This window comes from Providencia sp. UF-224 (assembly GCF_058245955.1).
The window spans coordinates 359,660-382,316 of sequence record NZ_JBSICC010000001.1; the positions used below are offsets into that span (position 1 = coordinate 359,660).

Here is a 22,657-nt window from a genome sequence, read left to right on the forward strand (position 1 = left end):
CGCAATGTGTCCCTTAATTAAACCAAAAGCAGCAGAGCAAGAATCAGCACTGCACCCAGCCCCAATGAGGCAACATACCAACGGATCTGGCCGTTTTGACTCACAGAAAGTCCTTTGTTCGCTAAGCTTGATAAGCGTGCAGGAATATTCATTAGTGAGTTAATCGGATCGCTTTCCAGTAGCCATGCAATCCCTTTAAACGGTTTCACAAAGACGACGTCATACAGCCAGTCGAATCCCCATGCTTGGTACCACCATGCACTGAAGAAGCGGCCAACCGCCGTTTTCGCGATAGCATCAACAATGGAACGTCTAAATAGATAGAGGAATGCGGCAATCAACAGACCTGCGATTGCAAACCCGCCTGAAATCGCTTCAAGTAAGACTTTACCGTCTTCACTTCCTGCGGCTTCCGCTGGGAACACCCCTTCTAACGGCTGGTGAATTAATGCACCAACAAACGTTGCAAGGATAGCCAGAATGCCAAGTGGCAATGTGTGAGTGATGCCTTTAACCTTATGCGCTTTGATTTTCGCTTCACCGTGGAACACGATGAAAATCATACGGAAGGTATAAATTGCGGTCATTAATGCACCGAGGATACCTGCCCACAACAGCACAGTTTGTCCATCAAGCTGCGCGCCCCACAAAATTGCATCTTTACTGTAGAAACCTGCGGTAAACAGTGGCAATGCTGCCAGTGCGCTTCCGCCGATTAACATCACAGCGTAAATGAATGGGATTTGCTTACGCAGCCCGCCCATTTTGAAGATGTTTTGTTCGTGGTGGCAAGCGAGGATCACCGAACCTGCTGACAGGAACAACAACGCTTTAAAGAAGGCGTGTGTCATCAGGTGGAAAATCGCCGCATCCCAAGCTTGAACACCCAGCGCCAAGAACATATAACCAATTTGGCTCATGGTGGAGTAAGCGAGGACACGTTTGATATCCGTTTGTACAACCGCGGCAAAACCTGCCAGTACTAATGTTACTGCACCCACAACGCCAACTAAGTGTAAAACTTCTGGCGCTAACAGGAACAGAACATGGGTACGTGCGATTAAGTAAACGCCCGCAGTTACCATGGTTGCGGCGTGGATCAGTGCAGAAACTGGTGTTGGACCCGCCATCGCGTCGGCTAACCATGTTTGTAATGGTAGCTGAGCCGATTTACCGACTGCACCACCTAATAACATCAAGGTCGCCCAGTTGATTGCGCTTGAACCTTCAGCAAATTTCTGAGGTGCTAACACCGCCATTTCGCTGAAATTCAGGGTGCCCAGTTCATTCCAAAGAATAAACATACCGATAGCAAGGAATACGTCACCGATGCGCGTTACAAAGAACGCTTTCATCGCAGCTTTGCCGTTGTCTGGATTGGTGTAATAGAAACCAATCAGCAAGTAACTGCACAGCCCCACCCCTTCCCAACCGAGATACATCAGCATCATGTTATCAGCGAGGACTAAAACTACCATGCTCGCGATAAACAGGTTGGTGTAAGCGAAGAAACGTGAGTAACCTTCCTCGCCACGCATATACCAAGAAGCATATACGTGAATAAGGAAGCCCACACCCGTTACCACACCTAACATAGTCAATGACAGACCATCAAGTACTAGGGTAAATGGGATGTTGAACGAACCAACAGACATCCAAGTCCAAAGTGCTTGCGGATAAGGTGGGTATTCACCGTTTGCTAATACAGATTGAGCTAAAAATTCGTTACCAGCATAGAATGCGACGAGGGCAGCTAAGCCGACCGACCCCGCACCAATAATGGCCGAAACGTTTTCTGACCAGCGTCCACGGGAGAAGGCTAATAACACCGACCCCAGTAAAGGCAACAGAATAGTTAAATAGAGTAGGTTCATCCGCGCATCTCACTGACTTTATCAATATTCAGGTTCTGACGATGACGATGGAGTTGCAGTAACAACGCCAATCCAATACTCGCCTCCGCTGCAGCCAGCGCGATTGCCAAGATATACATAATCTGGCCGTCTGGTTGCCCCCAAAAACTCCCTGCGACGACAAATGCCAGTGCAGTTGAGTTAATCATGATTTCCAGTCCGATCAACATGAAAAGCAAGTTGCGGCGGATAACAAGGCAGCTAAGCCCCATCACAAATAAGATTGCCGCTAAAATCAGACCATGTTCTAGAGGTATCATTTTTGCTCCTCCGCGATGCTAACAAGGTCAGCACCGTTTTCTTTACGGTCACGTCCAACGTGGAATGCGACGACGATACCTGCCAATAACAGCAGTGAAGCAAGTTCCACAGCCAGAACATATGGCCCGAACAAGCTAATACCGACTTCTTTCGCCCCAATCACTGTGCCATCAATGCCTTTCTCAAAAGATAAAGACGTGATGCCGTAAACTAGGATAGCCAGTAACACGGCAGATAATGCCGCAGGGCCAATCCAGTTTTTCGGTGTTAACCAAGCTCGCTCTTGTTCTTGCACAGAGCGGCCTAGGTTCAGCATCATGACGACGAACACGAACAAGACCATAATGGCGCCTGCGTAAACGATGATTTCTAACGCACCCGCGAAATACGCGCCGAGTGAGAAGAACACCATTGACAGTGCCAGCAGAGAAACAACCAGATACAACAGTGCATGCACCGGGTTGGTATTAGTTATCACCCTCAAAGTTGCAAGTATTGCAACCAGACCGGCGATATAAAATGTAAATTCCATGAATATCGCTCCTTATGGCAACAGGTCTTTGACGTTAATCGGTTTCGCTTCATTATCCGCTTCACCTTTGTCTTTACCTGCAATCGCCATACCCGATTTACGGTAAAAGTTATAATCAGGATATTTACCCGGACCTGAAATCAACAGGTCATTTTTCTCGTAAACCAGATCCTGACGTCGCCAGTCGGCCATTTCAAAGTCAGGTGTTAATTGGATTGCCGTGGTTGGACAAGCCTCTTCACACAGACCACAGAAAATGCAGCGCGAGAAGTTAACGCGGAAAAATTCCGGATACCAGCGTCCATCTTCGTGCTCGGCTTTTTGCAGTGAGATACAACCCACTGGGCAAGCAACCGCACATAAGTTACACGCAACACAACGCTCTTCACCGTCTGGATCGCGCGTTAGCACGATACGACCACGGTAACGGGGTGGCAGATAAACCGGCTCTTCTGGATACATTTGCGTTTCGCGTTTATCGAACGCATGTAGGCCGACCATCCAAATACTACGTACTTGGGTGGCGAAACCGACCAATAACTCTTTCAATGTCATGGTTCAATCACCCCTTACTGAGCGTTGTATAAAATCACTGCTGCAGTACCCAGCAGATTAAGCAGTGTCAATGGCAGGCAGATTTTCCAGCCGAAAGACATCACTTGGTCATAACGTGGACGCGGTAAAGAGGCACGGATCAAGATGAACATCATCATGAAGAAGCCAGTTTTGATAGCAAACCACAAGAATGACGGCAGGAACGGGCCATGCCAGCCACCAAAGAACAGCGTCACAATCAGGGCGGAAACCGTTACGATACCGATGTACTCACCGACGAAGAACAGACCGAACTTCATCCCTGAGTATTCAACGTGGTAACCATCCGCAATTTCTTGTTCTGCTTCTGGTTGGTCAAACGGGTGACGGTGACATACCGCAACGCCCGCAATCGCAAAGGTCACAAAACCAAAGAATTGAGGAATAATGTTCCACATGCCTTCTTGGGAGTTCACAATATCAATCAGGTTGAATGAACCCGCTTGTGCGACTACGCCCATTAAAGACAAGCCTAAGAACACTTCGTAACTGACGGTTTGTGCCGAAGCACGCATCGCCCCTAATAATGAATATTTGTTGTTACTTGACCAACCTGCGAACAGCACCGCATACACCGCCAGACCTGCCATCATCAGGAAGAATAAAATCCCGATGTTTAAGTCTGCTACGTGCCAAGTCGGGCTGACAGGCACGATGGCGAACGCAAGGAACAATGAGCAAAATGCGATAACTGGCGCAAGCGTAAAGATTTTCTTGTCCGCAAACTGTGGGATCCAGTCTTCTTTAAACAGCATTTTGAACATGTCGGCGATTAACTGGCCCATCCCAAATGGGCCAACGCGGTTTGGACCATAACGATTCTGGAATAGACCGAGAATACGGCGCTCTCCCAGACTCATGTATGCCCCACAAGTCACAACAACCAATAAAATGACGACAGATTTGAGGATGGAAATTAATACTTCCATCACTTCAGGAGAAATCCAATCCATCATGCTCCCCTCCGCAGATTATTGACTGACACGCCAGCCATTGAAGGTGCGATACCCGGCATCCCTAATGGTAAGCCAATTTGACCTGCCGACAGGTTATTGCTGAGACGTACAGTCAAGTTGAACCCTTGGCCTGCATGGCTAAATTCAGCTTTTGTCCCTGCTGCCAAGCCAAGTGCCGCAGCATCTTGCGTGTTCAGCATGATATAGGGCTCAGGCATGCGCTGTTGAATGACCTCTGAACGCTGTGACATTTCATCACTGCCGAACAGATGGTAATACGGCGCCACCACCCACTGAGCGTCCGCTGCTTGGTAAGCGGCTGGAATATCAGTGAAGTAACCCAGTTTACTTTCCGTTGAATTGAACAAACGCACACCCGGGTCACCAAATAATAAATGGCCACCGACTTCCGCTTGGAATTTATTCCACGCTTGAGGTGAGTTCCAACCCGGTGCCCAAGCAAATGGAATTTGCTGGCGTGGTGCGGTTGGGCTGTTGTTCCCTTCCATTGAGAAAGCAAATGGAGAGTCAATATCTTGCGGTTGACGTGGCTCATGCACAGATTGGTTCGCCAGCATTGCTGTACGACCACTGTAACGATGTGGTTCACGCGCTAATTTTTGTCCGCGGATACGGAATGACGCTTTCGGTGCAGAATCCACAATACCGGCAAATTGCGGTAATGCAGCCACACAGTCAGCAATCACATGGTCAAGTTGCGACCAATCTGCATCACGTTCTTGCGCTTCTGTTTGCAGCGAGTGCATCCAGCGCCAGCTTTCGTTCATCACGATAGCCTTGTCGTAATACGTTGGGTCGAAGACTTGGAAGAAACGTTGTGCACGACCTTCTTGGTTAATCAACGTACCGTCTGCTTCAGCGAAACTCGCCGCAGGCAGAACAAGTGTTGCTTTATCCATGATGTCAGTTTGCTGGTGATCAGCAACAATCAGGTGACTCAATTTCGCTAATGCGCTATTGACTGCATCCACACTGCTGTGACGGTAAAGGTCATTTTCGATAACGATAGCCACATCCGCTTCGTTCGCTTCAATGCGAGCTAATGCGCTGTCTAATGGCTGTGCGTTCATCATTGCTAAACCGAAGCTGTTCGCGTGAGAGGCTAAGTAAGATAAACCCACTTGCGCGCCTTTCGCTTTCAGTGCAAATGCCACGTTCGCTGCGGCTTGGATCATTGCATCGCTCGCGCTATGGCTACCGCTGATAATCAGTGGTTTTTTCGCACTTGAAAGGGCTTGTGCGATAGTTTCCACTTTCGCTTTCAGGTCTGCAGGTAAGTCGTTAACCGCAGGCGCTTCACCGTTAATCACATTGGCGATAGCAAAACCGAAACGCGCTTGGTCAGCAACCGGTGCACGGTAATTGAAAGCGGCAACATCGTCTAAACGGGTATCATCAACGTTGGTGATAAACAGCGGGTATTTCGCATGTTGACCAATGTTCATGATTGCCGCGATTTGCCAGTCAGCAACTTTCTGTGCTGCGGCCATTTCACGTGCTTTACCTTTCACTGCTTGACGAACAGACAGCGCCATACGCGCACCTGTCTGAGTTAAATCTTCACCCAGAACCAGTACTGCATCGTAGCCTTCAACTTCACGCAGTGTTGGCGTATAGATACCGCCATTTTGCAGGATATTTTGCATCAGCGCTAAACGGCTTTGCTCACCCGCAGAGATACCTGAGTAGAAGTTTTCTGCGCCCACTAATGCACGTAATGCGTAGTTGCTTTCAATGCTTGCACGTGGCGAGCCAATACCAATCACTTTTTTCGCTTGATTGATAATTTGCGCACCGCTTTGCATTGCTTCAATCGCAGAGATAACCTGTTTAACGCCGTCTTTGTTCAAGACAGCCTGACGTGGACGGTCTTTACGGTTAACGTAGCCGTAACCAAAGCGACCGCGGTCACACAGGAAATAGTGGTTTACCGAGCCGTTATAACGGTTTTCGATACGGCGAATTTCACCATAACGTTCACCCGGGCTGGTATTACAACCGATACTGCACTGTTGGCAGATACCCGGTGCAAATTGCATATCCCATTTACGGTTATAGCGCTCAGAGTGGGTCTTGTCGGTAAATACCCCTGTCGGGCAGACTTCGACTAAGTTACCGGAAAATTCACTTTCCAGCGTGCCGTCTTCTGTACGACCGAAGTACACATAGTTATGTGCGCCATATACACCCAAGTCCGTACCATCTGCGTAATCTTTATAGTAACGAACACAGCGATAACACGCGATACAACGGTTCATTTCATGACTGATGAAAGGCCCCAGATCTTGGTTAATGTGTGTGCGTTTCGTAAAACGATATTTACGCATGTTATGGCCGGTCATCACCGTCATATCTTGCAGGTGGCAGTTACCGCCCTCTTCACAGACTGGACAGTCGTGTGGGTGGTTGGTCATCAGCCATTCCACAACACTTTCACGGAATTGCTTAGCTTCTTCATCATCGATAGAGATGAACGTGCCTTCCGTTGCCGGTGTCATACAAGACATTACTAGGCGACCGCGGGTGTCATCCGCGTTCTGATACTGCTTAACCGCACACTGGCGGCAAGCGCCAACGCTTCCCAGCGCCGGATGCCAGCAAAAATAAGGAATATCTAGCCCGAGAGAAAGACAGGCTTGTAACAGGTTTTCAGACCCGTTAACGTCATATTCTTTGCCGTCTACATATATTGTAGCCATAGTCAGCATGCTTCCCAAAGGCCCGCATAAAGCAGGCGTTAATCAAAAATACGTTCTTCGTGAAAAATCTCGTTCGCGGTTGCTCAATCGCGAAACGATTACCAGCGCTGCTTCAGCAGGTTTGGCTGGATACCTGCAATCTGCACTAAATTACGCAGATCTTTTTGCGAGATACCCGCTTCGAATTCATCACGGAAATATTTGATGGCACTTTGCAGCGGTTCGACTGCACCCGGTGCGTGAGCACAGAAGGTTTTACCCGGACCTAAGAAACGGCAAAGTTGCTCTAATGTTTCGATGTCACCCGGTTGGCCTTCGCCTTTTTCCAGTGCTTGTAAAATTTTCACGCTCCACGGCAATCCATCACGACATGGCGTACACCAACCGCATGATTCACGTGCAAAGAAGGTTTCTAAGTTACGCACTAACGAAACCATGTTGATTTCATGATCAACCGCCATTGCCAGCGCAGTACCTAAACGGCTGCCTGCTTTAGCAATATTTTCGAAATCCATCGGTAAGTCGAGGTGGTCGTTGGTCAGGAAGTCTGTCCCTGCCCCGCCCGGCTGCCATGCTTTTAATTTCAAGCCATCGCGCATCCCACCCGCATAGTCCTCAAGGACTTCACGCGCTGTAGTACCAAACGGTAATTCCCACAGACCCGGGTTTTTCACTCGGCCTGAGAAGCCCATCAGTTTCGTGCCGGCATCTTTACTCTTACCTGCGCTTAAATCGATATACCACTGGTCACCGTGCTCTAAAATTGCAGGCACGTTACAGATAGTTTCGACGTTATTTACACAAGTTGGTTTGCCCCAAGCACCTGATGTTGCAGGGAATGGTGGTTTAGAACGTGGGTTTGCACGACGACCTTCTAAGGAGTTAATCAACGCAGTTTCTTCACCGCAGATATAACGCCCAGCTCCGGTATGCACAAACAGTTCGAAATCGAATCCAGAACCGAGAATATTTTTACCTAACAGACCCGCCGCTTTGGCTTCTTCAATGGCGCGGCGCAGGTTTTGCGCTGCTTCAACATATTCACCGCGCAGGAAGATATAACCACGATAAGCTTTCAGTGCATAAGCGCCTGTGATCATCCCCTCAACTAACAGGTGAGGCAGTTGCTCCATCAATAGACGGTCTTTATAGGTACCCGGTTCCATTTCATCCGCATTACATAAGAAGTAACGCAGTTTCATGTTTTCGTCTTTCGGCATCAGGCTCCATTTCAGACCTGTTGAGAAGCCCGCACCACCACGCCCTTTCAGGCCAGCGTCTTTTACGAGATTCACAACTTCATCGGGTGCCATGCCTTTGAGCGCACGCTCAAGACCTTTGTATCCGTTTTTACTGCGATACTCATCTAACCAAACAGGCTGATTGTCATCACGCAAACGCCATGTTAGAGGATGAGTTTCGGCAGTACGGATCACTGGATTAACAGAATTTGTCATGGATACTGCTCCAGTAATTTTTGAATATTTTCAGGCTGTACGTAGCTGTGCGTGTCCTCATCGATCATCATCGTTGGACCTTTGTCACAGTTACCTAAGCAACAGGTTGGCAGCAAGGTAAAGCGGCCATCAGCTGTTGTTTGACCCGGGCGAATATTCAGCTGTTTAATGATTTCAGCTTCTAAGCCCTGATAACCTGTAATATGGCAAACAACACTGTCGCAATAGCGAATAATGTGGCGACCCACTGGTTGACGGAAGATTTGGCTATAGAATGTGGCCACACCTTCAACGTCACTGGCTGGGATGCCTAAGACGTCAGCAATCGCATGGATAGCTCCGTCTTCAACCCAACCGCGGTTTTTTTGCACAATTTTCAGTGCTTCAATTGAGGCAGCACGCGCATCTTCGTAATGGTGTTTCTCACCTTCAATCTCTTCACGCTCTTTCTCAGTTAAGACAAAGCCATGATTGACTTGCGGTTCAAACACATTCACGACATTGAGCTCGTTGTGCTTCTCATTTTCGTTATGTTCATTATGCATGGTTAGCGATCCACATCCGACATTACAAAATCGATACTACCCAGATAGACGATTAAGTCTGAAACTAAACTACCTCTGATCACCGAAGGAATTTGCTGTAAGTGCTCATAACTCGGGGTACGAATACGTGTACGGTAGCTCATGGTGCTGCCATCACTGGTCAGGTAGTAGCTGTTAATACCCTTCGTGGCTTCAACCATCTGGAATGATTCATTCGCAGGCATCACAGGGCCCCAAGACACTTGCAAGAAGTGGTTAATCAGGGTTTCAATGTGCTGCAACGTACGCTCTTTTGGTGGCGGCGTCGTCAGTGGATGGTCGGCTTTGAATGGGCCTTCTGGCATATTCTTGTAGCATTGCTCAAGAATACGGATACTCTGGCGCATCTCTTCCACTTTGATCATCACACGGTCATAACAGTCACCGTTGTGCGCGATTGGAATATCGAACTCAAAGTTTTCGTAGCCTGAATATGGACGCCATTTACGCACGTCAAAATCAACGCCTGTTGCACGTAAACCTGCACCCGTTACGCCCCATGCCAGTGCCTCTTCTTTGTTGTACATTGCTGTACCAATCGAACGGCCTTTTAAGATGGAGTTTTTCAGTGCTGACGTAACATAGGATTCTAAACGTTTTGGCAGCCAGTCAAGTAACTCACGCAGCAGTTTTTCCCAACCGCGTGGTAAATCGTGTGCAACACCACCGATACGGAACCAAGCTGGGTGCATGCGGAAGCCTGTGATAGCTTCAATCACGTTGTACACTTTTTGACGGTCAGTAAACGCAAAGAATACCGGTGTCATTGCACCGACGTCTTGGATGTAAGTACTGATGTACAGCAAGTGGCTGTTAATACGGAATAGCTCAGACAGCATGACACGAATGGTTTTCACGCGGTCAGGCACTTCGATGCCAGCCAGTTTTTCAACGGCTAACACGTATGGCATTTCATTCACGCAACCGCCGAGGTACTCGATACGATCAGTGTATGGAATGTAGCTGTGCCATGACTGACGTTCACCCATTTTCTCAGCACCACGGTGGTGGTAACCGATATCAGGCACACAGTCGATAATTTCCTCACCATCAAGTTGCAATACGATACGGAACGCACCGTGTGATGATGGGTGGTTTGGCCCTAAGTTCAGGAACATGAAATCTTCGTTTTCATTTCCACGCGCCATGCCCCACTCTTCTGGTTTGAAAGTTAATGCTTCCATTTCCAGATCTTGTTTCTGTTTTGTCAGAACAAAGGGGTCGAACTCAGTTGCACGCGCAGGGTAATCCTTACGCAGTGGGTGACCTTCCCAGTTTGGCGACATCAGCAAGCGGCGCAGATTTGGGTGACCTTGGAAGGTGATCCCAAACATATCCCACACTTCACGCTCATGCCAGCTAGCATTTGGGAACAGTGAAACCACAGAAGGCACGTTCAAGTCTTTCTCATTTAGAGCGACTTTTAACATGATATCGCGGTTACGGTCGATGGAGATGATGTGGTAGAAAACACTAAAGTCTGCTTCTGGCAGACCTTGACGGTGAATTCGTTGACGCTCATCTACCCCGTGTAAGTCAAATAACATGACATACGGTTTCGGTAATTTCTTAAGAAAATCGACTACTTCCAGTAATTGTTCACGACGAACCCATATCACTGGCATGCCAGTGCGGGTTGCTTGAACAGAAAAGGCATCCGGCCCAAATTGATTGCGCAGTTCCAGAAGCACAGGGTCATTTAAATGATCCTGTGTCTGCCATCCTGGCTGGTTACTACTCGCTTGCGCTATCTGATCTGTCATCATTCTTCACCATAACGCTTGATCAGGTTTATTATTTCGCAACAACATTGCTCTGTTACGCTGTATGGCTTTAAGCCTTAAATTTCGTCTGGTGTACGCAGGTTAGTCACTGCGATACGTTCACCGTGCTTTCTTTCTCTTTCTGATTGCATATTGGCACGGTAAACCCCTTGGTCTCCAACGACCCAAGAGAGCGGACGACGCTCTTTACCGATAGATTCTTGCAACAGAAGCAGAGCCTGCATATAGGCTTCTGGGCGCGGTGGGCAACCAGGGATATACACATCCACAGGGATAAACTTATCGACGCCTTGTACAACAGAATAAATGTCATACATGCCACCAGAGTTGGCACATGAACCCATGGAGATAACCCATTTCGGTTCGAGCATTTGGTCATACAGACGTTGAATAACAGGCGCCATTTTTGTGAAACAGGTTCCTGCTACAACCATGAAGTCGGCTTGACGAGGTGAAGCACGAAGTACTTCCGCACCAAAGCGGGCTACGTCATGAACAGCCGTGAACGAAGTTACCATTTCTACATAGCAACATGAAAGACCAAAGTTATATGGCCATAGAGAGTTTTTGCGCCCCCAGTTAACCACATCGTGAAGTGCATGAGAAAGTTTCCCCATGTACACACTGTTTTCAACTTGCTGCTCCAGTGGATCGGTAACGATTTCCTGAGTTTGCAGTGGGTAACGGTCGTTCTCACCGTTCGGATCTATGCGGGTGAGCGTATAATCCATTGTATAATGCCTCGCTTTTTACTGCGGATGACGATTGCTGATTTTAATAACTTCACTAGGATGCTTCACTTTTCCGCGGGAACGGACTGGAGTCCAATCCAATGCTCCTACGCGAACCAGATAAAACAATCCCGCCAACAATACCAGAATAAAGATCGCGGCTTCGATGAAGCCTACCCAACCGGCTTCGCGGATGGCAACTGACCATGCAAATAAGAACATGGCTTCAACATCGAAGATAACGAAGAACATGGCGACTAAGTAGAACTTAGCTGACATACGAAGACGTGCACTACCGACCGAATCAAGACCTGACTCATAAGGGACATGTTTTGTTCTGGCTTTGGCGCGGCTACCCAAGAAGTGACCTGCGACCAACATGAAAGCACAAAGACCGATAGTGCCGATAAGGAATATCGCAAACGCCCAGTTATGGGCTAACGCTAGGATTGATGTAGACATACTCGTTGCTTACTCATTACTTATGGTGCGTAAACTGCTCTTTTTAACAACACGGCAGTATTGCACCACAATTGCCCAGTTAATCGAGAAGAAAGACCAAAAATCATCACCAAACATAAATCAGTCCGATGACTGCGTTTGGTTTGTCCTCTCTCATTACAATTTACTTTACCCAAATTAGGTAAAATAACCCGTATTTGTTACAAAAACTTCACACTCAAAAAACATTAAAACAACAAAAAGTACTCATGATCTGCTAAAACGTGTCAGTGTAATGAAACACAAGTAAACACTCAAACTAGTTTAACTGATTATTCGTTTTTACTACACCATTATCGCAGGAAAAACCTGTCTTAACAGATGAAAAATTGCGCTTTTTATTTGATCTAACGCACAGATTTATTGAAAAAGTACTCAATTTGTTTACATGGCGTTCAATTTAACTTTAAGAAACTGTAACGCTTTTTTACTCAATAGTTGAACTAACTCGCTGACAATGCAGCGCTATTTTATCAATCCAGCAAAAAAAGATTGTTAATAGCGTAACAAATCGTTAACCAAAAAATGAAATTCTGGTTCTGCCAGCTACATCACAATTATTTCATGGTCTTCAACATTTAACCATACTTATTAAGTGGTTAATTGCGGGTTTTGTGTACTGAAATCGATAAAAAAATGATAAATTTGAACTTGATAACGATTTCTAATAACCGTTGCTCAATATTTATACCTAGTTTTAAAATGATTTCTTATACGTCTTCTCCATTATTGAAAATTTAACACAACAATATGAAATAATCGTTTCAGTTACTAAGCATCTTTATCTATAGATAGGTACATCTAAAAAAGAATACCATTTCCATAGCCTTAGTGTGGTTACATCTTAACCCAGCGAATATTGCTTTAGGCGATATATTACTTTGAATTAAGACACACATTGCTTTTGTGGAAAATAATTAGATTATGAAGCGCTTTCGCCCTCCACTTTCAAAGCAGACATTCAGACAAAAAAAACGGCAATCCCATAAAAATTTGGAATTGCCGTTTAATCATTATGTTGTTTGTTTGCAGTGAGCGACTAACGTTCACTTGAAACGATTAACTTTAACTGACTAATTAGTTTCTGTATTGCCCTCAGCCAGTTCACTCGCTGATGTTGCAACATAAGGAATTTTTTTGTTTTCAATGGCACTAAAGACAGTCAAAACAAAGTCTTTCTGCTCATCCGCATTTTTATATAGCCAGTATTGAATATCAGGTAAACGCGGTAATCCATCCGTTTCATTCAAAATACGTAAATCCGCATTTTGCATTTCCATTGGGCGAGCAGTAACACCAACTTCAGCCGTCACTGCGGCACGTACTGCTGGCAAGGATGCAGCTTCATAAGCAACATGCCAAGCGAGGCCTGCATCATCCAATGCATTAGTACACAATTTACGATATGGGTTAGTTTCATCCATCACCACTAATGGAATTGGCTCATTATGGCGCAATTGAAAATCAGGGGCACTGTGCCATAACACTGGGACAGTTCTTAATGCCGTTTTTGGGTGATGGCTAATTCTTGCCGTTGTTAGCGCTAGATCAATTTCATGGTTATCCAGCATAGATTCAATAAATTGCGCACGCTTGATACGCACTTCAACGGCAATACGTGGATATACAGAAGCGATTCGATTCAGTAAGAATGGCAACAGAATATCGACGGTATCATCAGACGCACCGATGCGTAATTCACCATCCGCATCATTATACGTTAATGAGGCCGTGGCATCATCGTTAGCACGCAATATTTGCCTTGCATAACCCAATAATTGTAATCCATGTGCAGTGAGGAGTTTATTACGCCCATGACGAGCGAAAAGCTCACGACCGACAAGTTGCTCTAAACGTTGCATCTGCTGACTAACCGCAGACTGCGTTCTACACACTGCTGCCGCTGCGGCTGCAAATGTGTTTAGATCAGCGACTGCAACGAATGTACGCAGCAAGTCCAGATCTAGGTTCATGATGGGACGATTGGAATTTATCATCGTTCATTCTCTTATATAATATTTATGTTACCTGGTGTTCTGCTCTCCTCCATGAGAATCAGCGATTTAATTTATAACTATTATAAGCTAGTGCATCTCTAATCCTTAGATTTGCAATGACTTCTACTACTTTTATCTGCATACTGCCAGCCTGTTATTAACGAATAACATCAATGCCGACAACCCAGAGTACTACTAATAAAACAAAAATAGGTTTAACAAAAAACGTATTCTTTTATAGAACTTGATTCAAGAAACCCATTATAAAGCTCGACTAAATAGTAACATATTTAATGTAATCACAATTATTTTAATGTAAGCACATTATAAAATTCATTTCATCATTTATAAATTTACTTTCTTTTCAACTAGTTAAAATAAAAGCTCGCACATTAAGTTAAAAAATAGTGAGAGAAACAATCAATATTACTAACAAAAAAGCCTAAAAAAATATAAAAAACACGCAATATGAGGTGAAAATTATGTCTAAATTTACGAATCTAGCCTCAATATTACATTTTGATACAATTTTTTAGTTCAACTGTCATTTTTTACTTTTTTTCATACTTACACACCAAAACACGCAATATTATTGGAATATTAATTCATTCTAAGTACGCTAAATAGCACATAGAATCAACCTATGTGAGATAATAAGATGTCAAACATCACATTTATACTTTAACCAACCTTTTACACCAAAAATAACCTTGCATCTTCAAAAGCTTCTGAGGGAGGAGTACAGTAAGGTAAGAGAGCCGGTCCCCCTACCAAAGAAATCCCGTTAGGGTAATGAGAGAACAATGAATAATTTAACTAAATCCAGCAAGCTCGATAATGTCTGCTATGACATTCGTGGGCCCGTATTAAAAGAAGCTAAGCGCTTAGAAGAGGAAGGCAACAAAGTCCTCAAGCTGAACATTGGTAACCCGGCACCGTTTGGTTTTGAAGCCCCTGACGAAATTCTTGTCGATGTGTTGCGCAACCTGCCTAGCTCTCAAGGTTATTGTGACTCTAAAGGTCTCTATTCTGCCCGTAAAGCCATCGTTCAACACTACCAAGCACGTGGTATTCACGAAATGACGGTCGAAGATGTTTATATCGGTAATGGTGTATCTGAATTGATCGTCCAAGCGATGCAAGCATTGCTTAATAATGGCGATGAGATGTTAGTGCCTGCACCTGATTATCCACTTTGGACGGCGGCCGTTTCCCTTTCAGGTGGGAAAGCGGTTCACTATATGTGTGATGAGCAACAAGGCTGGATGCCGGATATCGAAGACATTCGTAGCAAAATCACCCCAAGAACCCGCGGTATTGTCGTCATTAACCCAAATAACCCTACGGGTGCGGTATATAGCAAAGATTTGCTATTAGAAATTGTTGAGCTGGCTCGCCAACACAACCTGATTATCTATGCTGACGAAATTTACGACAAAATTCTGTACGATGATGCCGTTCATCACTCTATTGCGGCATTAGCGCCTGACTTATTAACGATTACATTCAATGGTTTATCAAAAACCTACCGTGTAGCGGGTTTCCGTCAAGGTTGGATGGTACTTAATGGCCCGAAAAAACACGCAAAAAGCTACATTGAAGGGTTAGAAATGTTAGCGTCTATGCGTTTGTGTGCCAATGTTCCAATGCAACATGCGATTCAAACTGCACTCGGTGGCTACCAAAGTATTAGCGAGTTTATTCAACCGGGTGGGCGTCTATACGAACAACGTAATCGTGCATGGGAACTTATTAATCAAATTCCTGGTGTATCTTGTGTGAAACCGCAAGGCGCACTGTATATGTTCCCGAAAATTGATATTAAACGTTTTAATATCCACGATGACCAAAAAATGATCCTAGACTTGCTATTGCAAGAAAAAGTGTTATTAGTGCAAGGTACCGCATTTAACTGGCCTGAGCCTGACCATTTTAGGATTGTGACTTTGCCTTACGCTGACGACCTTGAAATGGCAATTAATAAATTTGGCCGTTTCCTTGAAGGTTATCGCCAATAACCTCCAATTTAGATTAGTATTAATCACAATAAAGCCTCCTATTACGGAGGCTTTTTATATTCAATATCGACTCATCATTAAAAGAATGTATTTTTTTGATTATCAAATAATGGAAATTATATATACTGCAACCAGAAAAAAACCTAATAATATAAAAGGAAAGTATTTCATAAAATTCCTTGGAAATTTACTTAATGATTTTCCATTATAATTATTAACACAGCCAAATCAAACAATAATAAGTATAACTTTATTGTTATCTCATGTACTTCTCTAATTGATTATCGAATATAGAATTGTGTTTTGCATGTATTAGTTTTTTAGAACAACTTCCCGATTCAGGAAAAGTAACATAGACTGTTTTAGCATCACCATTAATTCCAATAACCGTCACACCTTCATCCGAATCTGTAATTGAACAGGAGAAATAGCCTTCAGTCTTATAAATATCACCATTATTCGTTAATACAGATACAGACCACGTATTCTCAGGTGAAAACAACCCCGTTTGGTAATAAAAATGAAATACGCCATCTATCTTTTCACCGTGCTTGATATTTTCAACAAATCCCTCTGTTTTCTCTATATTTCCCGATTTATGTTCTACAGAGATTGATTTTACTTCTTCTCCCCAATAATTTTCTATAGAAACAAACCCTTTTCTTCTATGATCGTTATCAACCATATCCCCCCCTTTAGTGTTTAATAATATATTCATGATAGGCTAGATAATACTTAGCCATTCATTAAATTAAATATTATTTATTAACAGTGCTAAATACCTATACTCAGGCATTCTTTAAACGATAACTTGTCATAAATGCATACCCCTCTGCGCTTAGACACGTTATAATTTACCTATTGTTTACCGCTGTTTATGAGGTCTTATGAGCTACTTTTTTGCACACCTTGCCAGAATGAAACTTATCCACCGTTGGCCACTCATGCGCAATGTCCGAACGGAAAATGTCTCCGAACATAGCCTGCAAGTCGCAATGGTCGCTCATGCACTCGCTATCATCAAAAATAAAAAATTTGGCGGGAATGTCGATGCCTCTCGCATTGCCTTGCTTGCTATGTATCACGACGCTAGCGAAGTCATCACAGGGGATCTACCGACACCAATCAAATACCATAATCAGCAAATTGCACATGAATACAAAAAAATAGAAAAATTTGCCCAACAAAAATTACTGGATATGTTACCTGAAGAGTTACAAGGTGACTTTCGGGAACTCATTATTGAGGACTTACAGTCTGAAGAAGAACATTTTATTGTTAAACAAGCCGATTCCTTATGCGCTTATTTAAAATGCTTAGAAGAGTTATCGGCTGGAAATAGTGAATTTAAATTAGCTAAAAAGCGCCTTGAAAAAATGTTAGCCGAAAGACAAAGCCCAGAAATGGATTATTTTATGGAAAAATTCGTTCCGGGTTTTACGCTTTCATTAGATGAAATTAGTAATTAACCCCTTCGAATTAAACATAATAAAGACCCATAACATGGGTCTTTATTTATACGGTGTAAATTAGTTTTAATTTTTCCAACCAATCTTATTTTTATTCGATTTTTTAAATTCAATACCGACTCTTTCAATAATATTAGCTTGTATTTTTGTAGGCGTGCCTTCTAATTCAACAACCTGTTCTAATAGCGAAAGAAATGTCGTTATCATTGATGGCGTGAATTGTTTGATACTTAATTTAAGGATATGTGGAATACTGTGTTCGAAGTTTATTTCGTTATGCACGAGGTGAGCAGATGAAGCAAACAAATCCATTGCCTCTTGATTTCCCAAGTTAAAATTAGAAGCAAATAAGTCAATAACCGTTTGTTTTTGCTCTCGGGAAATTTCCCCCTCTTGCTTTAATGTTCCCACAATAATGGCAGCGGCGGCGTCCGTCGCTGTCGATAAATTATAAATCGGTTTTGTGCCGTATTGTTTTTGCCACTTTCTGCGTCGAGCCCAGGTAAATGGATTAAACGAATTAAGATCAACACCTGAATTTTGTAATGAGTGTAATGCCCAAACAAGCGCAGCTAGTGCTGAAATCGCAGCAATGATAATATGCATTCTAAGTTCTCAGGAAATAAGGCTAATTTAATTAATAGTTTTAATTATAAAAATGAATGCATGATAAGTGACATCAGACTTATCCTTAATTTAACTTAAGCTGAATTAAAGCAAATAAGCTCATTACAATTACCCATATTATGAGTGATAAATAACAGCGCTATTGATTAGGGCTGTTATTTAAAAAGGGAAAAGGAGAGGAATAACCGCAATACTGATAAACATCACGATAATCGTAAATGGCACTCCAATCTTTAAGAAATCAGAGAATTTATAACCACCAGGACCGAGTACTAAGGTATTTACAGGTGAAGAGACTGGCGTCATAAAGGCCGCAGATGCCGCAATGCCCACTACCATCGCAAAAGGCAGAGGAGAAACCTCCATTTGCCGCGCCGCAGCAATAGCAATTGGTGCCATTAATACCGCAGTGGCTGTATTTGAGATAAACAAGCCAATCGTGGCACACAGAATAAATAAACACAGTAGCATCACATGAGGACCTAAACCGCCCGCGATTTTCATTAATGCATCAACCGCAAGGGCTATCCCGCCAGTTTCTTGCAACGCGAGCGCAAAAGGCATCATCCCAACAATCAAGATAATACTTGGCCAGTGAATTGATTTATAGGCACTTTCCATATCGATACAGCGAAATTTCCCCATCAGCAAACATGCGATTAATGCTGCGATAAAGTTAGGAATTTCATTGGTCACCATCATGGCGACCATCAATGCTAAGCAAAATAGAGCATGAGGAGCTTGTGAAGCCGCAGGGGCGACCGCTTCAACTTCTGCCGCTAAGTTCAACACAATAAAGTTACGCGGCTTAGTGGACAAAATACGGATCAACTTCCAATCACCGATCACCAGCAAAATATCACCGAGGCGCAGCGGCTCATCCACTAGCTTACCATCCAAGGCCTTACCGTCACGGCGAATACCAACAACGTTCAAGCCATATCGTGTACGAAACTTGATATCCCGTATACTTTTACCCAGTAACTCAGAGTCTGGGTTCATGGACACTTCAGCCATCCCCACATCGCGAGACTGATCCGAGAAGTAATCCCCACGTAAAATCATTGGCTCAAGCAATTGTTCACTACAAAATAGACGTAAATCATCATCACTTACCGATATATCAACCAGTAAAACATCGCGTTCACGCAGCTCCGTTCCCCCTGTCGCGCTGACCATCACGCGGCGAAACTTTCTCCAACGCTCTATCCCCACTACGTTGGCTTCATAACGTGAACGTAAATGCAGTTCATCAAGGGTATGGCCAATTAACGGAGAGCCTTTACGAATAGCAAGACGGCGCGCGCGGCCAGTTAGCTTGTAATCACGGATTAAATCACGGAAGGTACGGCGGTAGCGTTCAGGAAGTTTATCGGGCTCATTACTGCCTAACCAGCGACGTGTCAGCCACATGTAAGCAATGCCAGCCAGTAGAATAAGAATACCAATAGGGGTAATGGAGAAAAACTGGAAACCTTTGATGCCTTCACGGACTAATTCGCTATTTACCACCATGTTTGGCGGCGTAGCAACCAAGGTCATCATGCCACTGATAAGCCCCGCGAAGCCCAACGGCATCATCAACCGGCTTGGCGATGTTTTCATGCGCGCAGCAACGCTCAGTACCACAGGAATAAAAATAGCCACAACGCCTGTTGAGCTCATGAAAGCACCGAGCCCAGCCACCGTTAGCATCAAAAAGACCAACATCTTGCTCTCGCTACTTCCTGCAACGCGAACAAGCCAATCCCCCATTTGATATGCGATCCCTGTGCGAACAAGACCATCACCAATAACGAACAATGCGGCTATTAATAACACGTTCGGATCGGCAAAACCTGAAGTCGCTTGCTCTAACGTTAAGGTGTCGCTGAGTACAAACGCAACAATTACCAATAACGCCACCACATCCATGCGGACTTTATTCGTGGTAAAAAGAACAATCGCTATCAACAGGAGGGTTAATACCCACAGCAATTCTCCGTTCAAAATATCCCCTTTCGACGAAAAAAAACATTGCTAAAGATTTTCTTTAGTTAACCATGTTTTACGGAGAATTTCTTTGATTAGATCACGATTAAAGCAATTTTGACACTAAAAGTTCATAATCACCATTAATGTCAGGTCCCATAACAGAAATTTGCTCCAGTGAACTGACAATTACATCGATTTCATCACGGCGGGGTAAGCTCTCTGGTGCATGGACTGCAACCACTTGGCAACCTGCGCTAAGTGCAGAATGAATGCCAGCTTGAGCATCTTCAAAGGCAATGCACGATTTTTCAGGTAGAGAAAGCGCTTTTGCCCCTAGCATAAAAGGTTCTGGATCAGGCTTACCTTTAGACACTTTTTCAAATGTCACCCAGTGTTTCGGCTCTGGTAATCCCGCAGCTTGCTGGCGTCCATGTGCGATGGGTACAGTCCCTGAGGTCACGATCGCCCAAGGTGCACCAATCTCATTCAGACGTGTTAGCAAAGCAACCGCACCCGGTAAGGCGACAACGCCTTCAACATCTTCACTTTCCATCTTTTCGAGCCAGCGAAAATAACCCATAATTTCTTCATCACTTGCCTCAGGCAAAAAATGGCGCAGGCTGGTCAGAGCAGGCTTTCCATGAATAAAGCTAATAATTTCTTCTGGATTTTTACCTATACGCTCACCAAATTTACACCAGCAACGCTCAACTACCGCCAGCGAATCCGCCAATGTCCCATCCAAATCAAATAGAAAACCCTTTGCCTTTAATTTCACGTCTACCCCTTTCATGTACTTGAATCGATTCTATCTCTTAGTTAACGCTAAATAGACGCCAATGCGCAACCTCAATAACAAAAATAATCAAGATTTGCGTTAATGACTTAGATTTGAATGCACTGGTGAGTTAAAGCTGAAAAGAAATGTGAAATTGAATTTGAAATTGAATTTTTATACCAATTAATCCCATTTGCTCTAAATAATTCGCCTTGTCGCTAAGGCAGAGGTATGAAGAACAAGTTTGCTCTAAGGAGTTTGTGCTGTAGCTAGGCGGCAAGCACGCTAATCCCTAGGAGCATACATGAGTATGTGACTAGGGTTAGTGTGTGAAGCCAACACCGCTACAGCGCAAAATACGACGAGAAAAACTAAGCGTTAAAAATTTGCGAAATCTCCACTGCTGACAAATGATACTGCCTTGGACACGCATGCCAAATCGACAACATCCGAACATACTTCTCCCACATTGGCGTTTGCGAGTTAAACCCGTGAGTCCCGCTATCAAAATGGGTATAACGCCCTTCTGTATTCACCATAAAGCGCACATAGCTTAAATAACGCGCTTCCGTTGCTGCATCAAAACCTAAAAATTGCACACGGCGGCCATCAATATCTTGTTTTTCAGGCAAATTACTGTAGGAGACTTGCAGTGCGTGGTACATCTCCATAATTTCAATCACAGTGCGACATGTTTCCTCACTTAAATGACCGAAATCTCTGTCCAGTTCGCGCATTTGTAACCCAAAGCCACGTTCAATAATCGTTTGCAAGCGGCGATAACGTTCTGCGTTATCTGGGTCTAACATAGTCATCATTTTATATTGATTCGATAAAATCAGGCGTTGGGCGTTAGTCATTTCCATCATGGCTCTCCTACAGAAAAGTATGGCTTATCTTCGCACTCAACCTACATCTAAGACAGTGAAAACATCGCTTTTATTGATCTAGATACACTTTTTGCATTACTTATTGTTAACTCTAGCTTTTAATAAAAATTGTACAGCGATTTTTTGTTAAACATCTTCCATAAAAGAGCGATCGAGTTGGTTAAATGCACGCTTAAGAAGGTCAGCCAACGCCATGTAATCAGGCTGTTGCTCAACGGGGGCCATCGCAATTCCCGCCTCTGTAAATTTGTCGCGGATCTCGTAAAACCAGCTCAGCAAGCTTGATGGCAGAGGTGTTGACGCACGTTTCCCTAACCACCATAACCCTTGCATTGGTAAACTACAGGCAAATAATGCCGTTGCAATTGCAGGGCCAAGCTGCCCACCTAAAGCGATTTGCCATGCTAATGTGAAGATAGCAATCGGCGGCATAAAGCGAATACCAAAACGAACAGCTTTGTTAATCCGAATTTCAGGGAAAATAGGTGACAGTTTTTTTTCCATAGGAAAAGTTTTCAGATAGCGATTGCCTAATCTGAAGCGTTTAAAAAAACCTGGGGGTGTGTTTTGTAATGTACTCATGAATCGTTTCCTATGCACTTCTAAAACTGACTAGCTATCATTAAGCTTACGCCATTGTGAGTGAGAACGCACACTTAAGTTAAACAAATTATTTACTGAATTTACCTTAAATTAAGCGACCTTAATGAAAATCAGCTATTCTGATAAATATCTAACTTCGTGCTATAACTACACTTTATATGACACTTATGATTTTAATCAATCAAACGACCTATTTTTAAAAAAAACATATAAAATATAAAATATTTTTAGTAGAATCTGCCACATTTAGAATTGCTGTTGAATTTGT

Annotated in this window: 20 protein-coding genes; 2 read left to right on the forward strand and 18 right to left on the reverse strand. The window is 44.0% G+C overall.

What is annotated here, in order from left to right:
• Window positions 1-17: 17 nt before the first annotated feature.
• The 12 genes from nuoL to AC4IFO_RS01865 form a co-directional block, all read right to left on the reverse strand.
• On the reverse strand, window positions 18-1,874 hold the full coding sequence (gene nuoL / locus AC4IFO_RS01810; RefSeq protein WP_490731351.1) for an NADH-quinone oxidoreductase subunit L: 1,857 nt from the start codon (window positions 1,872-1,874) through the stop codon (window positions 18-20).
• On the reverse strand, window positions 1,871-2,173 hold the full coding sequence (nuoK, locus tag AC4IFO_RS01815) for an NADH-quinone oxidoreductase subunit NuoK (protein WP_004912233.1): 303 nt from the start codon (window positions 2,171-2,173) through the stop codon (window positions 1,871-1,873). Before nuoK ends, nuoL begins: the two co-directional genes overlap by 4 nt.
• A complete protein-coding gene (gene nuoJ, locus AC4IFO_RS01820; RefSeq protein ID WP_219247213.1) occupies window positions 2,170-2,706 on the reverse strand; it encodes an NADH-quinone oxidoreductase subunit J in 537 nt (178 codons plus the stop codon). Before nuoJ ends, nuoK begins: the two co-directional genes overlap by 4 nt.
• Before the next feature lie 12 nt (window positions 2,707-2,718).
• On the reverse strand, window positions 2,719-3,261 hold the full coding sequence (gene nuoI / locus AC4IFO_RS01825) for an NADH-quinone oxidoreductase subunit NuoI (RefSeq protein ID WP_004259834.1): 543 nt from the start codon (window positions 3,259-3,261) through the stop codon (window positions 2,719-2,721).
• Between the two features lie 14 nt (window positions 3,262-3,275).
• Complete coding sequence (gene nuoH, locus AC4IFO_RS01830; protein ID WP_004912244.1) at window positions 3,276-4,253, reverse strand: NADH-quinone oxidoreductase subunit NuoH; 978 nt, start codon at window positions 4,251-4,253, stop codon at window positions 3,276-3,278.
• Window positions 4,253-6,985 (reverse strand): NADH-quinone oxidoreductase subunit NuoG, encoded by a 2,733-nt coding sequence (nuoG, locus tag AC4IFO_RS01835; protein WP_490731353.1) that lies wholly within the window; start codon window positions 6,983-6,985, stop codon window positions 4,253-4,255. Before nuoG ends, nuoH begins: the two co-directional genes overlap by 1 nt.
• An 89-nt stretch (window positions 6,986-7,074) precedes the next feature.
• On the reverse strand, window positions 7,075-8,433 hold the full coding sequence (gene nuoF, locus AC4IFO_RS01840; protein ID WP_206082348.1) for an NADH-quinone oxidoreductase subunit NuoF: 1,359 nt from the start codon (window positions 8,431-8,433) through the stop codon (window positions 7,075-7,077).
• Window positions 8,430-8,978: an NADH-quinone oxidoreductase subunit NuoE gene (gene nuoE / locus AC4IFO_RS01845; protein WP_004912250.1), complete on the reverse strand. Its 549-nt coding sequence runs from the start codon at window positions 8,976-8,978 to the stop codon at window positions 8,430-8,432. The genes nuoF and nuoE overlap by 4 nt, the downstream gene beginning before the upstream one ends.
• 2 nt (window positions 8,979-8,980) lie before the next feature.
• Window positions 8,981-10,783 (reverse strand): NADH-quinone oxidoreductase subunit C/D, encoded by a 1,803-nt coding sequence (nuoC, locus tag AC4IFO_RS01850; RefSeq protein WP_374447138.1) that lies wholly within the window; start codon window positions 10,781-10,783, stop codon window positions 8,981-8,983.
• Window positions 10,784-10,857: 74 nt separating this feature from the next.
• Window positions 10,858-11,532 (reverse strand): NuoB/complex I 20 kDa subunit family protein, encoded by a 675-nt coding sequence (locus tag AC4IFO_RS01855; RefSeq protein WP_004912254.1) that lies wholly within the window; start codon window positions 11,530-11,532, stop codon window positions 10,858-10,860.
• Window positions 11,533-11,550: 18 nt separating this feature from the next.
• Window positions 11,551-11,994, reverse strand: a complete 444-nt coding sequence (locus AC4IFO_RS01860; protein WP_206082351.1) for an NADH-quinone oxidoreductase subunit A — start codon at window positions 11,992-11,994, stop codon at window positions 11,551-11,553.
• A gap of 1,112 nt (window positions 11,995-13,106) precedes the next feature.
• A complete protein-coding gene (locus AC4IFO_RS01865; RefSeq protein WP_490731356.1) occupies window positions 13,107-14,030 on the reverse strand; it encodes a LysR family transcriptional regulator in 924 nt (307 codons plus the stop codon).
• 803 nt (window positions 14,031-14,833) lie between these two features.
• Between AC4IFO_RS01865 and AC4IFO_RS01870 the strand changes: the two genes are divergently transcribed.
• A complete protein-coding gene (locus AC4IFO_RS01870) occupies window positions 14,834-16,048 on the forward strand; it encodes a pyridoxal phosphate-dependent aminotransferase (protein ID WP_206082353.1) in 1,215 nt (404 codons plus the stop codon).
• 256 nt (window positions 16,049-16,304) lie between these two features.
• Here the strand turns inward: AC4IFO_RS01870 and AC4IFO_RS01875 are convergent, their stop codons facing one another.
• The gene (locus tag AC4IFO_RS01875) at window positions 16,305-16,733 is read right to left on the reverse strand and encodes a hypothetical protein (RefSeq protein WP_490731358.1); all 429 of its coding nucleotides are present in this window, start codon (window positions 16,731-16,733) and stop codon (window positions 16,305-16,307) included.
• A gap of 202 nt (window positions 16,734-16,935) precedes the next feature.
• Here AC4IFO_RS01875 and yfbR point away from each other — a divergent pair, with 202 nt between their 5' ends.
• Window positions 16,936-17,517 carry a 5'-deoxynucleotidase gene (gene yfbR, locus AC4IFO_RS01880; protein WP_353243165.1) on the forward strand — a complete coding sequence of 194 codons (582 nt, stop codon included), beginning with the start codon at window positions 16,936-16,938 and terminating at the stop codon, window positions 17,515-17,517.
• Window positions 17,518-17,583: 66 nt separating this feature from the next.
• On the opposite strand, the gene AC4IFO_RS01885 is transcribed toward yfbR, so the two are convergent.
• The 5 genes from AC4IFO_RS01885 to yfbV all read right to left on the reverse strand — a co-directional run bounded on the left by AC4IFO_RS01885 (window position 17,584) and on the right by yfbV (window position 22,368).
• The gene (locus AC4IFO_RS01885; RefSeq protein WP_490731361.1) at window positions 17,584-18,123 is read right to left on the reverse strand and encodes a phenylacetic acid degradation protein; all 540 of its coding nucleotides are present in this window, start codon (window positions 18,121-18,123) and stop codon (window positions 17,584-17,586) included.
• A 180-nt stretch (window positions 18,124-18,303) separates the two neighbouring features.
• Window positions 18,304-20,133, reverse strand: a complete 1,830-nt coding sequence (locus tag AC4IFO_RS01890; protein WP_490731363.1) for an SLC13 family permease — start codon at window positions 20,131-20,133, stop codon at window positions 18,304-18,306.
• 88 nt (window positions 20,134-20,221) lie between these two features.
• On the reverse strand, window positions 20,222-20,911 hold the full coding sequence (locus tag AC4IFO_RS01895; RefSeq protein WP_490731365.1) for a sugar phosphatase: 690 nt from the start codon (window positions 20,909-20,911) through the stop codon (window positions 20,222-20,224).
• Between the two features lie 356 nt (window positions 20,912-21,267).
• Window positions 21,268-21,762: a YfbU family protein gene (locus AC4IFO_RS01900; RefSeq protein ID WP_219249371.1), complete on the reverse strand. Its 495-nt coding sequence runs from the start codon at window positions 21,760-21,762 to the stop codon at window positions 21,268-21,270.
• Between the two features lie 150 nt (window positions 21,763-21,912).
• Window positions 21,913-22,368: a terminus macrodomain insulation protein YfbV gene (gene yfbV / locus AC4IFO_RS01905; RefSeq protein WP_219247199.1), complete on the reverse strand. Its 456-nt coding sequence runs from the start codon at window positions 22,366-22,368 to the stop codon at window positions 21,913-21,915.
• Window positions 22,369-22,657 lie beyond the last annotated feature (289 nt).